This is a genomic window from Burkholderia alba (assembly GCF_034721475.1).
GTDB classification, from domain to species: domain Bacteria; phylum Pseudomonadota; class Gammaproteobacteria; order Burkholderiales; family Burkholderiaceae; genus Burkholderia; species Burkholderia alba.
The window spans coordinates 22,702-34,703 of sequence record NZ_JAWJWL010000034.1 but is presented as its reverse complement, the minus strand read 5'-3'; the positions used below and the strand labels follow the sequence as shown (position 1 = coordinate 34,703).

General features: G+C 66.2%; 14 protein-coding genes, 1 tRNA gene and 1 pseudogene. 10 read left to right on the top strand and 6 right to left on the bottom strand.

Annotated features, from left to right (window positions below; translation table 11 throughout):
• The first annotated feature begins 15 nt into the window (after window positions 1–15).
• Window positions 16–651: an LON peptidase substrate-binding domain-containing protein gene (locus tag RZR99_RS27795; RefSeq protein ID WP_323122982.1), complete on the top strand. Its 636-nt coding sequence runs from the start codon at window positions 16–18 to the stop codon at window positions 649–651.
• A 42-nt stretch (window positions 652–693) separates the two neighbouring features.
• Here RZR99_RS27795 and mutY read toward each other — a convergent pair whose 3' ends face one another.
• Both mutY and mutM read right to left on the bottom strand, forming a co-directional pair.
• Window positions 694–1,803 (bottom strand): A/G-specific adenine glycosylase, encoded by a 1,110-nt coding sequence (mutY, locus tag RZR99_RS27790; protein ID WP_323122981.1) that lies wholly within the window; start codon window positions 1,801–1,803, stop codon window positions 694–696.
• A gap of 4 nt (window positions 1,804–1,807) precedes the next feature.
• Complete coding sequence (mutM, locus tag RZR99_RS27785) at window positions 1,808–2,638, bottom strand: bifunctional DNA-formamidopyrimidine glycosylase/DNA-(apurinic or apyrimidinic site) lyase (protein ID WP_323122980.1); 831 nt, start codon at window positions 2,636–2,638, stop codon at window positions 1,808–1,810.
• Window positions 2,639–2,726: 88 nt separating this feature from the next.
• Here mutM and RZR99_RS27780 point away from each other — a divergent pair, with 88 nt between their 5' ends.
• From RZR99_RS27780 to RZR99_RS27760, 5 genes are all read left to right on the top strand, one after another.
• Window positions 2,727–4,556 (top strand): tetratricopeptide repeat protein, encoded by a 1,830-nt coding sequence (locus tag RZR99_RS27780; protein WP_323122979.1) that lies wholly within the window; start codon window positions 2,727–2,729, stop codon window positions 4,554–4,556.
• Window positions 4,556–5,188, top strand: a complete 633-nt coding sequence (lolB, locus tag RZR99_RS27775; protein ID WP_323122978.1) for a lipoprotein insertase outer membrane protein LolB — start codon at window positions 4,556–4,558, stop codon at window positions 5,186–5,188. The genes RZR99_RS27780 and lolB overlap by 1 nt, the downstream gene beginning before the upstream one ends.
• 31 nt (window positions 5,189–5,219) lie before the next feature.
• Window positions 5,220–6,101 (top strand): 4-(cytidine 5'-diphospho)-2-C-methyl-D-erythritol kinase, encoded by an 882-nt coding sequence (gene ispE / locus RZR99_RS27770; protein WP_323122977.1) that lies wholly within the window; start codon window positions 5,220–5,222, stop codon window positions 6,099–6,101.
• Window positions 6,102–6,152: 51 nt separating this feature from the next.
• Window positions 6,153–6,229 (top strand) — tRNA-Gln (locus RZR99_RS27765).
• A gap of 42 nt (window positions 6,230–6,271) precedes the next feature.
• Window positions 6,272–7,228 (top strand): ribose-phosphate pyrophosphokinase, encoded by a 957-nt coding sequence (locus RZR99_RS27760; RefSeq protein WP_323122976.1) that lies wholly within the window; start codon window positions 6,272–6,274, stop codon window positions 7,226–7,228.
• A 150-nt stretch (window positions 7,229–7,378) separates the two neighbouring features.
• Here RZR99_RS27760 and RZR99_RS33400 read toward each other — a convergent pair whose 3' ends face one another.
• Entirely contained in the window at window positions 7,379–7,504 is a 126-nt protein-coding gene (locus RZR99_RS33400) for a ribose-phosphate pyrophosphokinase (protein WP_407655512.1), read from the bottom strand.
• Between RZR99_RS33400 and RZR99_RS27755 the strand changes: the two genes are divergently transcribed.
• From RZR99_RS27755 to hisC, 3 genes are all read left to right on the top strand, one after another.
• Entirely contained in the window at window positions 7,448–8,002 is a 555-nt protein-coding gene (locus RZR99_RS27755) for a 50S ribosomal protein L25/general stress protein Ctc (protein ID WP_407655513.1), read from the top strand. The two genes, RZR99_RS33400 and RZR99_RS27755, sit on opposite strands and share 57 nt — an antisense overlap.
• Window positions 8,003–8,116: 114 nt before the next feature.
• Window positions 8,117–8,716: an aminoacyl-tRNA hydrolase gene (gene pth / locus RZR99_RS27750; protein ID WP_323122974.1), complete on the top strand. Its 600-nt coding sequence runs from the start codon at window positions 8,117–8,119 to the stop codon at window positions 8,714–8,716.
• Window positions 8,717–8,798: 82 nt separating this feature from the next.
• A complete protein-coding gene (gene hisC / locus RZR99_RS27745; RefSeq protein ID WP_323122973.1) occupies window positions 8,799–9,866 on the top strand; it encodes a histidinol-phosphate transaminase in 1,068 nt (355 codons plus the stop codon).
• Between the two features lie 54 nt (window positions 9,867–9,920).
• Here hisC and RZR99_RS27740 read toward each other — a convergent pair whose 3' ends face one another.
• From RZR99_RS27740 to rsmD, 3 genes are all read right to left on the bottom strand, one after another.
• A complete protein-coding gene (locus RZR99_RS27740; protein WP_323122972.1) occupies window positions 9,921–10,184 on the bottom strand; it encodes a YfhL family 4Fe-4S dicluster ferredoxin in 264 nt (87 codons plus the stop codon).
• A gap of 64 nt (window positions 10,185–10,248) precedes the next feature.
• Window positions 10,249–10,749, bottom strand: a complete 501-nt coding sequence (gene coaD / locus RZR99_RS27735) for a pantetheine-phosphate adenylyltransferase (RefSeq protein WP_323122971.1) — start codon at window positions 10,747–10,749, stop codon at window positions 10,249–10,251.
• Between the two features lie 105 nt (window positions 10,750–10,854).
• Window positions 10,855–11,469: a 16S rRNA (guanine(966)-N(2))-methyltransferase RsmD gene (gene rsmD / locus RZR99_RS27730; protein ID WP_323122970.1), complete on the bottom strand. Its 615-nt coding sequence runs from the start codon at window positions 11,467–11,469 to the stop codon at window positions 10,855–10,857.
• A gap of 221 nt (window positions 11,470–11,690) precedes the next feature.
• Between rsmD and RZR99_RS27725 the strand changes: the two are divergent.
• Window positions 11,691–12,002, top strand: a pseudogene (locus tag RZR99_RS27725) (signal recognition particle-docking protein FtsY); the annotation flags it as partial.

Genomic DNA, 12,002 nt, shown 5'->3' with positions numbered 1-12,002 from the left:
CTTCGAGCGCGTGCCATGTCCTCTCTCTCGACCACTCTCATCGACCTGCCGCTGTTTCCGCTGCACACGGTGTTGTTCCCGGGAGGACTGCTGCCGCTCAAGGTGTTCGAGGCGCGCTATCTGGACATGGCGCGCGCCTGCCTGCGCGATGACGTGCCGTTCGGCGTCTGCCTGCTGCGCAGCGGGCCGGAGGTTGCGCAGGAAGGCGCGGTCTCGGTGCCGGAAACGATCGGCTGCATGGCGAAGATCGTCGAATGCGATACCGGGGAATTCGGCATGCTGTTCCTGCGCACGATCGGCACGCAGCGCTTCGAACTGCTGTCGCACCGGGTCGAATCGAACGGGCTGCTGGTCGGTATCGCCGAGCCGATGCCCGAGGACATCCCGCTCGAGGGCGAGCAGACCCTGGCCCAGTTCGGTGCGTGCGCGGAAGTGCTGGAGCGGATCATCGATGCGCTGAAGAAGCGCGATCAGGGCGAGTTGCCGTTCGTCGAGCCGTTCAGCTTCGACGATCCGAGCTGGGTGTCGAATCGCTTGTCCGAAGTGCTGCCGCTCGATCTGCGCGCGCGCCAGAAGCTGATGGAGTTTCCCGACGTCGGCGCCCGGATCGATGCCGTTCACCACGTGCTGACCCGTCACGGCTGGCTGTAGGCAAGCCGGGCGGCCGCCTGGCGCCGCCCCCTCTCGTTCCCGCTACAGCAGCGACCCGCTTAGACTGTCGAGCAGCTTGCGCACCGGCGCGGGCACGCCGTACGCGTCCAGCTTGCGCAGCGGCACCCATGCCGTTTCGGCGTCGCTCGCGTCCGGCGCGCCGGCGCCCGGCTGCCGCGTCAGCTCGGCGAGGCGCGGTTCGATCTCCAGCTTGAAATGCGTGAAGGTGTGCGTAAACGGCGCGAGCGGCACCAGCCCCGCGCCGCCGAAATCGCGCGCCCGCTGCTGCAGCGCCGGGTCGCCGTCCGCTTCGGGCAAGCTCCACAAGCCCCCCCAAATGCCGGTGGGGGGACGCCGCTGCAGCAGCACCGCGTCGCCGTCGCGCAGCACGAGCATCCACGTGCGGCGGGTCGGCACCGCCTTCTTCGGCCGCGCGGCGGGCAACTCTCGCTGCCGGCCGCTCGATTGCGCAACGCAGTCGCCCGCGAACGGGCAGCGTAGGCAGTCCGGCTTGCCCCGCACGCACAGCGTCGCGCCGAGGTCCATCAAGCCTTGCGTGTACGCGCTCACGTCGCCCTGGTTCGCGGCGTTGGGCAGCAGCGATTCGGCCAGCGCCCACATCGCGTTCTCGACGCGTTTTTCGCCGGGAAACCCTTCGACGCCGAACACCCGCGCGAGCACCCGCTTCACATTGCCGTCGAGGATCGTCGCGCGCGCGCCGAACGCGAACGACGCGATCGCCGCCGCCGTCGAACGGCCGATGCCGGGGAGTTCGGCCAGCGCGTCGGGTTCGGCCGGAAAGCGGCCGGCGTGCCGTTCGACCACCACCTGCGCGCAGCGGTGCAGATTGCGCGCCCGCGAGTAGTAGCCGAGCCCGGCCCAGTGTGCCATCACGTCGTCCGCGGGCGCGGCGGCGAGCGCCGCGACGTCCGGGAAGCGCTCGAGAAAGCGCCCGTAATACGGCACGACGGTCGATACCTGGGTCTGCTGCAGCATGATTTCCGACAACCAGATGCGGTACGGGTCGCGGGTGTTCTGCCATGGCAGGTCATGACGGCCATGCACGCGCTGCCATGCGATCAGCCTGGAGGCAAACCCGGCATGAAGCGGCGTGGCGGGAAAAGGGGCGGGAGAAATACGGGGAGGTTTCAAGGTTTCAGCGCTGGCAATTCGGACAGAAATAGGTCGACCGCTGGCCCTGGACGATCTGCCGGACCGGCGTGCCGCACACCCGGCAGGGCTCGCCCGCGCGGTCGTAGACAAAATAATCTTGCTGGAAATAGCCGCTCTCGCCATTGCTGCCGACGAAGTCGCGCAGCGTGCTGCCGCCTTTGTCGATCGCGGCGGCCAGCACCTCGCGCACCGCGACGGCGAGACGCTCGTAGCGCGGCAGCGATACCCGGCCGGCCGCGGTGGCAGGCCGAATGCCCGCGCGAAACAGGCTCTCGGACGCGTAGATATTGCCCACGCCGACAACGATGTCGCCCGCCAGCAGCGCCTGCTTCACCGATACGGTGCGACCGCGCGTGCGTGCGTGCATCAGCGCGCCGGTGAAGCCCGGCTCGAACGGCTCGACGCCGAGGCTCGCAAGGAGCGGATGCGCAAGCACGTCTCCCGCGCCGCGCGGATGCCACAGCACCGCGCCGAACCGGCGCGGATCGCGGAAGCGCATCACGCAGGCGTCGAAGATCCAGTCGACGTGGTCGTGCTTCGCGGCGGCGGGCGGCGCGCCGGCGCCCGGCAACACCCGCAGCGTGCCCGTCATGCCGAGATGGACGATGAACCAGCCCGCGTCGACCTCGAACAGCAGATACTTGCCGCGCCGCTCGACCTTCAGCACTTCGCGGGCCGGCAAAGTACGCGCGAGTTCCGCGGGCACGGGCCAGCGCAGCATCGACGTGCGCACCTCGACGCGCTTCACGCGCTGTCCGGTCACGAACGGCGCGATTCCGCGGCGTGTCACTTCAACTTCCGGCAACTCTGGCATGGTTTGGTGGTCTGTAACTGGCTGGTGACGATTGTGCGCGTATTGTAGCGAGCGCGTTACAATCGACCGAAACATCGAACGGATTTCCATGACCTTGCCCTCGAAGCTGTCCCAGAAGCGCCCTGCCGCCCCCGTGCGCGGCCCGTTCGCTGCCCCGGTGCGCCGCGCGATCGGCGCGGCCTTGCTTGCGGCGTGGACCTTTGCCGCATTCCCCGCGCACGCTCAGGATCCGGGCTCGGACGACGACACCGTCGCCCAGGACGCGTCCGTGCCGTCGCTGCCCGAGGAGAAAAAGGATCTGCCGAAGGTGCCGCTGACGAGCCAGATCGTCTATCAAGTGCTCGCGGCCGAAGTAGCGTTGCAGCGCAGCCAGCCCGCGCCCGCCTACCAGACTTACCTGGCGCTCGCGCGCGACACGCAGGATCCGCGCATGGCGCAGCGCGCGACCGAAATCGCGCTCGCCGCGCAAAGCCCGGCCGATGCGCTTTCCGCCGCCAATCTGTGGCGCCAGTACGCACCCGATTCGAACCGGGCGGCGCAGGTGGACGCCGCGCTGCTCGTGCTCGGCGGCAAGCCGGCCGATGCGCAGCCGATGCTCGCCCGCGAACTCGCGCGCGCCACCGACGACAACCGCGGCGACGCGATCCTCGCGTTGCAGGCGATGCTCTCGCGCGGCCCGAACCGCGTGGGCGGGCTCACGGTGCTGCAGGATCTGCTGAAGAACGACATGAGCCGCCCGGAAGCGCAGCTCGCGATCGCCCGCCAGCAGTTGGCGACGGACGACAAGGCCGGTGCCGGACAGTCGCTCAGGCAGGCGCTGCAGTTGAAGCCCGACTACCTCCCGGCCGCGCTGATGCTGTCGCAGATGGGCCCGGACGAGCGTGCGATCGGCATCTCGTCGTTCGAGAAATACGTGCAGCAGAACCCGAAATCGCGCGACGGCCGCCTCGCGCTCGCGCAGCTGTACCTCGCCGACGATCGTCTCGACGACGCGCAGAAGCAGTTCGAGGCCATGCGCAAGAACGACGCGAAGGATCCGACGCCGCTGATGGCGCTCGCGCTGATCAAGATCCAGCAGAAGCAGCTCGACGGCGCAACCGCCTACCTGAAGCAGTACGTGCAGGTCGCGGAGAAAAAGCCCGGCGCCGATGCCGGCCAGGCCTACATCTACCTCGCACAGATCGCGCTCGACCAGGACAACGACGCGCTCGCGGCGCAGTGGCTCGACAAGGTCGACCAGACGAGCCAGCACTACGTGCCCGCGCAGGTCACGCGCGCGCAGCTGCTGCAGAAGCAGGGCAGGACGGACGAAGCGCGCAAGGTGCTCGCCGATCTGCAGGTCTCGGACCCGCGCGATGCCGCCGTCATCGCCCGTACCGACGCATCGATCCTGTTCACGGCGAAACGTTACAAGGAAGCCTCGGACCGCCTCTCGCAGGCAGTCGAGGATTTCCCGGACGATCCCGATCTGCGCTACGACTACGCGATGGCGAGCGAGAAGATCGGCCAGTACACGACGATGGAAAAACAGCTGCGGATCCTGATCCGCGCGCAGCCCGACAATCCCCAGGCGTATAACGCGCTCGGCTATTCGCTCGCCGATCGCAACCAGCGCCTGCCGGAAGCCAGCAAGCTGATCGAAAAGGCCATCGCGCTCGCGCCGAACGACGCGTTCATCATGGACAGCCTCGGCTGGGTCAAATACCGTCTCGGCGATAACACAAACGCGGCGAAGATCCTGCAGCAAGCGTACGACCTGCAGCCGAACGCCGAAATCGGCGCGCATCTCGGCGAAGTGCTGTGGAAAAGCGGTGCGCAGGATCAGGCACGCAACGCATGGCGCGACGCCCAGAAGCTCGAGCCCGACAACGATACGCTCGTGCAGACGCTCAAGCGCTTCCAGGTCAACGGACTTTGATGGCTGCATTGCGTCCGACCCGCCGGTTCGTACCGGCCTTGCGCCACGCGGCGCTTGCGGTCTCGGCCGCAGCCGCCGTGGTGCTCGCCGGCTGCGCCGCGCCGCCGGCGCGCGCGCCGGCCGCCCAGGCCGGCGGTGCGCCGATCATCATGCAGAACCACGCGTACACGGGCCGCTTCGCCGTGCAGTACAGCGACTCGCTCGGCAACCCGCGCAATGTCTACGGCAATTTCGACTGGCAGGAAAATGGCGACGATGTGTCGATCGAACTGCGCAGCCCGCTCGGGCAGACGCTTGCGATCGTGAAATCGTCGCCGCGCGCGGCCTCGCTCGAACTGCCGAACCGACAGCCCCAATACGCGGCCGACGTCGGCGAATTGATGCAGAATACGCTCGGTTTCGCGCTGCCGCTGAACGGCCTGCGCTACTGGCTGCAGCCGACGCCCTCGCCGGCCACGCAGGCGACGACGGTGCGCGATCCTCAGGACGGCACCCGGATCAAGGAGATCCGCCAGGACGGCTGGACCATCGATTACGTCGCCTACGCGGACGCGCCCGCCACCGGCGTCAAGCGCGTCAACCTGGTGCGGCAGGACCCGCCGCTCGACATCAAGCTCGTGCTCGACCGCTAAGCACACGACCTCTGCCGGAACGTTTGTACGCATGACCGATACTCCCCGCTCGCTGCGCGGCTGCCTGGCCCCGGCGAAACTCAATCTTTTCCTGCACATCACGGGCCGCCGCCCGGATGGCTATCACGCGCTGCAGAGCGTATTTCAACTGCTCGACTGGGGCGACACGCTCGACTTCACCTTGCGCGACGACGGCCTCGTCCGCCGCAAGACCGACGTCGAAGGCGTACCGGAACACACCGACCTGATCGTGCGCGCGGCATCGCTGCTGAAAGCGCACACCGGCACGCCCCTCGGCGTCGACATCGAGATCGCCAAGCGCCTGCCGATGGGCGCGGGTCTCGGCGGCGGCAGCTCGGATGCCGCGACGACCCTGCTCGCACTCAACCGCCTGTGGCAACTCCATGTGCCGCGTGCTGAATTGCAGGCGCTCGCGGTCAAGCTCGGCGCCGATGTGCCGTTCTTCGTTTTCGGAAAAAATGCGTTCGCGGAGGGTATCGGCGAAGCGCTACAACAGGTAGAATTGCCGACTCGCTGGTTCCTGGTTGTGACACCGCGGGTTCACGTTCCGACTGCTGCGATTTTTTCTGATAAATCGTTGACAAGAAATTCGAAACCCATCACAATTACGGACTTTCTTGCACAGCAAAGCTGCGACGCAGGATGGCCAGAAAGCTTCGGCCGGAATGATATGCAGCAAGTTGTGACAAGGCAGTACGCGGAAGTTGCGCAGGTGGTCGAATGGTTTTATGATGTGACCCCCGCGCGGATGACCGGCTCCGGAGCTAGCGTGTTTGCAGCGTTCCGCAGCAAAGTCGAAGCAGAAGCGGCGCAAGCCAAACTGCCGGCGGGCTGGAACAGCGCAGTAGCCGAGAGCCTGGATGCTCATCCACTCTTTGCTTTTGCGTCATGAGTTTTACTATGTCGGATGTCCTACACCTCCGGCACAGTTCAAGTTGAGTGTAGGGGAGTCGCCAAGTTGGTCAAGGCACCGGATTTTGATTCCGGCATGCGAGGGTTCGAGTCCTTCCTCCCCTGCCAAAATTTCCCGCATTTCCCGCCCAAGCCCGAAGCAGGTGCACAATGAGCAGCCATGACGGCCTGATGGTTTTTACTGGCAACGCGAATCCCGCGCTTGCACAGGAAGTCGTCAAAATCCTTGGTATTCCCCTCGGCAAGGCAATGGTCAGCCGGTTTTCAGACGGCGAGATTCAGGTCGAGATCCAGGAAAACGTGCGTGGCAAGGACGTCTTCGTCCTGCAGTCCACATGCGCGCCGACGAACGACAACCTGATGGAACTGATGATCATGGTCGATGCGCTGAAGCGCGCATCCGCCGGCCGGATCACCGCCGCCATCCCCTACTTCGGCTACGCCCGCCAGGATCGACGCCCGCGTTCGGCGCGCGTCGCGATTTCGGCGAAGGTTGTCGCGAACATGCTGGAAATCGCCGGCGTCGAGCGGATCATCACGATGGATCTGCACGCCGACCAGATTCAAGGTTTCTTCGACATCCCCGTCGACAACATCTACGCGACGCCGATCCTGCTGGGCGATCTGCGCAAGCAGGGCTACACGGATCTGATGGTGGTGTCGCCGGACGTCGGCGGCGTGGTTCGCGCCCGAGCGCTCGCGAAGCAGCTCAATTGCGATCTCGCGATCATCGACAAGCGTCGTCCGAAGGCGAACATCGCCGAAGTGATGAACATCATCGGTGAGGTCGAAAACCGTACCTGCGTGATCATGGACGACATGGTCGACACCGCCGGCACGCTGTGCAAGGCCGCGCAGGTCCTGAAGGAACGCGGCGCGAAGCAGGTGTTTGCCTACGCGACGCACCCGGTGCTGTCGGGCGGCGCGGGCGACCGGATCGCCGCATCGGCGCTCGACGAACTGGTGGTCACCGACACGATCCCGCTCAGCGAGGAATCGCTCGGCTGCCCGAAGATCCGTTCGCTGTCGAGCGCGGGCCTGCTGGCCGAAACGTTCTCGCGGATCCGTCGCGGCGACTCGGTGATGTCGCTGTTCGCCGAATCCTGAGCGAAAGCCGCAGCAGCAAAGCATGCGTGAAAAGCGAAGCGTCCTGCTTCGCTTTTTGCACAATCGGCCAGGGCTGACGAAACTCTGGCCGTTCGATCGGGGGTCTCACGTTTTCGACGAGACCCCGTTTTACTACCTGGTCGCGGGTAGTCATTGGAGATTGTTATGAAAGTCGTCGCTTTCGAGCGCCAACAGCAAGGTACGGGTGCGAGCCGCCGCCTGCGCAACACCGGTAAGACCACGGGTATCGTGTACGGTGGTGAAGCAGCGCCCCAACTGATCGAAATCGATCACAACGCCCTGTGGTACGCCCTGAAGAAGGAAGCCTTCCACTCGTCGATCCTCGACCTCGAAGTGGCCGGCCAATCGCAACAGGTTCTGCTGCGCGATGTGCAGTACCACCCGTTCCGCCAGCTCGTGCTGCACGTGGACTTCCAGCGCATCGACGCGAAGAAGAAGCTGCACACCAAGGTGCCGCTGCACTTCCTGAACGCTGAAGTCAGCCCGGCAGTGAAGCTGTCGAGCGCGATCGTCTCGCACGTCGTCAACGAAATCGAAATCGAGTGCCTCCCGGCCGCACTGCCGGAATTCCTCGAAGTCGATCTGTCGAAGATCGAAGCAGGCCAGTCGCTGCATGCGAAGGACGTCACGCTGCCGAAGGGTGTCGCCCTGGTCGCGCACATCGATGCGGAAAACCCGGTGATCGCGTCCGCGACGATCCCGGCGGGCGCCGTGTCGGAAGGTGCGGCAGAAGGCGAAACGCCGGCTGCGTAAGTACCCTTTCGAGCTGTTTGCAGAAACGCTCGACGCAACCCGCCGCGGCTCGCCCGGCGGGTTTTTTCTTTTTCAGGCCCGAACCGGGCGGCCCGTATGGGCGATACGAACACCATGATCAAACTGATCGTCGGCCTCGGCAACCCCGGGGCGGAATACACGGCGACGCGCCACAACGCGGGCTTCTGGCTCGTCGACCAGCTTGCGCGCGACGCAGGGGCCACGCTGCGCGACGAACGGCGCTTCCACGGCTTCTATGCGAAGGCGCGCCTGCATGGCGAGGACGTGCATCTGCTCGAGCCGCAGACCTACATGAACCGTTCAGGCCAGTCCGTCGTCGCGCTCGCGCAGTTCTTCAAGATCCTGCCCGACGAGATTCTCGTCGCGCACGACGAACTCGACCTGCCGCCCGGCGCGGTCAAATTGAAGCTCGGCGGCGGCAGCGGCGGCCACAACGGGCTCAAGGACATTTCCGCGCATCTGTCGTCGCAACAGTACTGGCGTCTGCGCATCGGCATCGGCCATCCGCGCGATCTGATTCCCGAAAGCGCACGCGCGGGCGCCAAGCCCGACGTCGCGAACTTCGTGCTGAAGCCGCCGCGCCGCGAGGAGCAAGACGTGATCGACGCCGCAATCGAGCGCTCCCTGGCCGTCATGCCGCTCGTCATCCAGGGCGAGCTCGAGCGCGCGATGATGCAGCTGCATCGCAACTGAGCGCCGGCCGGCACCGCGCCGAATCCGCGCAGACGCGCACGGCTGGGGTAAGCTGGCCGTTTTACGCGTCAGGAGCCAAGTGGTGAGCCGTTACTGGAGCGACATCGTTCAGCAGCTCGTGCCCTACGTGCCGGGCGAACAACCCGCGCTCGCGCACCCCGTCAAGCTGAACACCAACGAGAATCCGTATCCGCCGTCGCCGCGCGTCGTCGCGGCGATCCGGCGCGAACTCGGCGAGTCCGGCGAAGCGCTGCGCCGCTACCCCGATCCGGTCGCGCGCCGGCTGCGCGAGACGGTCGCCGCGCATCATCGCATCGACGCGGCGCAGGTGTTCGCCGGCAACGGCTCCGACGAAGTACTCGCGCACGTCTTCCAGGCGCTGCTCAAGCACGAGCGGCCGATCCGCTTCCCCGACATCACGTACAGCTTCTATCCGACGTATGCGCGGCTCTACTCCGTCGCCTATGACGCGGTGCCGCTCGCGGACGATTTCTCGATCCGGGTCGACGATTATCTCGGCGATGGCGGCGCGGTGCTGTTTCCCAATCCGAACGCACCGACGGGCCGGGCGCTGCCGCTCGCGGACATCGAGCGGATCGCCGCCGGCAATCCGGGTTCGGTGGTGGTGATCGACGAGGCCTACGTCGATTTCGGGGCGCAATCGGCGGTATCGTTGATCGCCCGCCATCCGAACCTGCTCGTCGTGCAGACGGTATCCAAGGCGCGTTCGCTCGCCGGCATGCGGGTGGGATTCGCGTTCGGCGACGCGGCGCTGATCGACGCGCTCGACCGCGTGAAGGACAGCTTCAATTCGTATCCGCTCGACCGTCTCGCGCAGGTTGCGACACAAGCGGCCTACGAGGACGACGCGTGGTTCGAGCAGACGCGCGACCGGGTCATCGCGAGCCGCGAGCGGCTGACGACCGCACTGGGCACGCTAGGCTTCGAGATCGTGCCGTCTGCGGCGAACTTCATTTTCGCGCGCCATCCCGGCCGCGATGCGGCGACGCTCGCCGCCCAGTTGAAGCAACGGGACATTTTCGTGCGGCACTTCAGGCAGCCGCGTATCGATCAGCACCTGCGCATCACGGTCGGCACCGACGCCGAATGCGACACGCTGGTCGCGGCGCTGCGCGAACTGCTGGAATAGAGGGGAATCCGGTCGGGACGGGATGCGGCGCCGCGCACGATGCACGGCGCCTTCCTACGCGTCGCCGCTTTCCGCGGCGATCAGCCCGCGGTACTTCTCCATCAGCTGATCCTGCGTTTCAGCATGCTGCGGATCGTGCGGAATACATTCGACCGGGCACACCTGCTGGCACTGCGGCTCGTCGAAATGGCCGACGCATTCCGTGCACTTCTTCGGATCGATCACGTAGATTTCCGGACCCATCGAAATCGCGCCGTTCGGGCACTCGGGCTCGCACACGTCGCAATTGATGCATTCGTCGGTAATCATCAAGGACATACTGGTCTCACTTCCGCCGGCGCGCGCCGGCGCTCGAACCGGCCGGCTGCGCTGCGCACGCGCATTACGCGGCCGGCCCGTGGTCCATCGCGGCCACCTTTTCCGTCAGCCATTTCTCGACCGACGGGAACACAAACTTGCTGACGTCGCCGCCCAACTGGGCGATTTCGCGCACGATCGTGCCCGAAATGAACTGATACTGATCGGACGGCGTCATGAACATCGTCTCGACGTCGGGCAGCAGATAACGGTTCATCCCCGCCATCTGGAATTCGTACTCGAAATCGGACACCGCACGCAGGCCGCGCACGATCACGCGTGCGTTGTTCGCGCGCACGAAGTCCTTCAGCAGCCCGGTAAAGCCCATCACCTTCACGTTCGGGTAATGGCCCAGCACTTCATTCGCAATCTTCAGACGTTCTTCGAGCGAGAAAAACGGCTTCTTGGCGCGACTGTCGGCCACGCCGACGACCAGCGTATCAAAAATGCTGGATGCGCGCCGCACGAGGTCCTCGTGGCCGCGCGTCAGCGGATCGAACGTACCGGGATACACGGCGACTACCATGTCGCTCCTCCTGTCATCACGCAATTGGGGGCACGGCCGCGCATCGCGCACGCCGCCGCCGCCGACCTGGACGCACGTTGCCCGGCGCCTCGTTTGGAACGCGCATTATTCATCATTTTCGCGTTGCAGCAAATGATAGTGCACGGCGCCCGCCTTGCCGTGCCGCGTCACCTGCCAGCCGGCCAGCGCTTCATGCGCGCCCGGCTCCAGTTCCTCGCCGGCTTCGACGTAGAGCCGGCCGCCGGCCGCGACAAGCGGCGCGGCCAGCGCGAGCGCGCGCTCGAACAGCGCGGTATCATCGAAGGGCGGGTCGAGAAACACGACGTCGAATGCGCCCGGCGCAAGGCCGGCGGCCAGACGCAGCGCGTCCGCCTCGGCGATCTCGATCGCGCGCGCGGCGAGCTTGTCCTTGTTCGCACGCAGTTGCTGCGCCGCGCGCGGATGCCGCTCGACCATCACGACGCCGGCGGCGCCGCGCGACGCCGCCTCGAAACCGAGCGCACCGCTGCCCGCGAACAGGTCGAGGCAGCGCAGGCCTGAAAGATCCTGGCCCAGCCAGTTGAACAGCGTTTCGCGCACGCGGTCGGGGGTCGGCCGCAGGCCGTCGAGGTCGAGCACGGGCAGCGGCGTGCGCTTCCAGTCGCCGCCGATGATGCGGATCGTGTGCGGTTTGCCGCGGGCCGCGCTCGCAGTCGAACGCGCAGGTGAAGAACGGGACATACGGAAAATTCGGAACGGAATGGATCGGCAGAGGCGGCCTGGCCGCCTCGAACAGGCGCACGTTACCACAGCCGGCGTGCGGCTTCGCCGCTGGCCCGGCGGCGCGCCTGATAAAATGGCGGGCTTCGGGCATCTTGAGCCCTCCGGACACCGGCCGGCGCTCTACGCCGACCACGGCCGCGCCGCCAGTATGGCGACGCGCCTCTTCCCCAAGTCAGATCATGTTCAGTTTCTTCAAACGATTCAAAGGCAATAAGACGCCGGAAACCACGCCGGCCGAACCGCAAGCGCCGGAACAGGTGCCCGCGGATCCGGGCGCATCCGCCGACACCCCGTCTACCGCCGATGCGCCGCCTCAGCAGGCTCCGGCGACCCCGCCCGCATCGGCAGTGCAGCCGCGTGTCGATCATCCCTCGCCGGCGACTCAACCGGCCGCCGCTGTCGAACGCGCGCCGGCTCCGGTGGTTTCGGCTCCGGTGGTTTCGGCTCCGGTGGTTTCGGCTCCGGTGGTTTCGGCTCCGGTGGTTTCGGCT

Excerpts from the sequence above, each read along its gene's own strand:
- RZR99_RS27795 (WP_323122982.1), top strand. The coding sequence starts at position 16 with ATGTCCTCTCTCTCGACCACTCTCATCGACCTGCCGCTGTTTCCGCTG.
- mutM (WP_323122980.1), bottom strand. The coding sequence starts at position 2,638 with ATGCCAGAGTTGCCGGAAGTTGAAGTGACACGCCGCGGAATCGCGCCG.
- RZR99_RS27780 (WP_323122979.1), top strand. The coding sequence starts at position 2,727 with ATGACCTTGCCCTCGAAGCTGTCCCAGAAGCGCCCTGCCGCCCCCGTG.
- lolB (WP_323122978.1), top strand. The coding sequence starts at position 4,556 with ATGGCTGCATTGCGTCCGACCCGCCGGTTCGTACCGGCCTTGCGCCAC.
- ispE (WP_323122977.1), top strand. The coding sequence starts at position 5,220 with ATGACCGATACTCCCCGCTCGCTGCGCGGCTGCCTGGCCCCGGCGAAA.
- RZR99_RS27760 (WP_323122976.1), top strand. The coding sequence starts at position 6,272 with ATGAGCAGCCATGACGGCCTGATGGTTTTTACTGGCAACGCGAATCCC.
- pth (WP_323122974.1), top strand. The coding sequence starts at position 8,117 with ATGATCAAACTGATCGTCGGCCTCGGCAACCCCGGGGCGGAATACACG.
- RZR99_RS27740 (WP_323122972.1), bottom strand. The coding sequence starts at position 10,184 with ATGTCCTTGATGATTACCGACGAATGCATCAATTGCGACGTGTGCGAG.
- coaD (WP_323122971.1), bottom strand. The coding sequence starts at position 10,749 with ATGGTAGTCGCCGTGTATCCCGGTACGTTCGATCCGCTGACGCGCGGC.
- rsmD (WP_323122970.1), bottom strand. The coding sequence starts at position 11,469 with ATGTCCCGTTCTTCACCTGCGCGTTCGACTGCGAGCGCGGCCCGCGGC.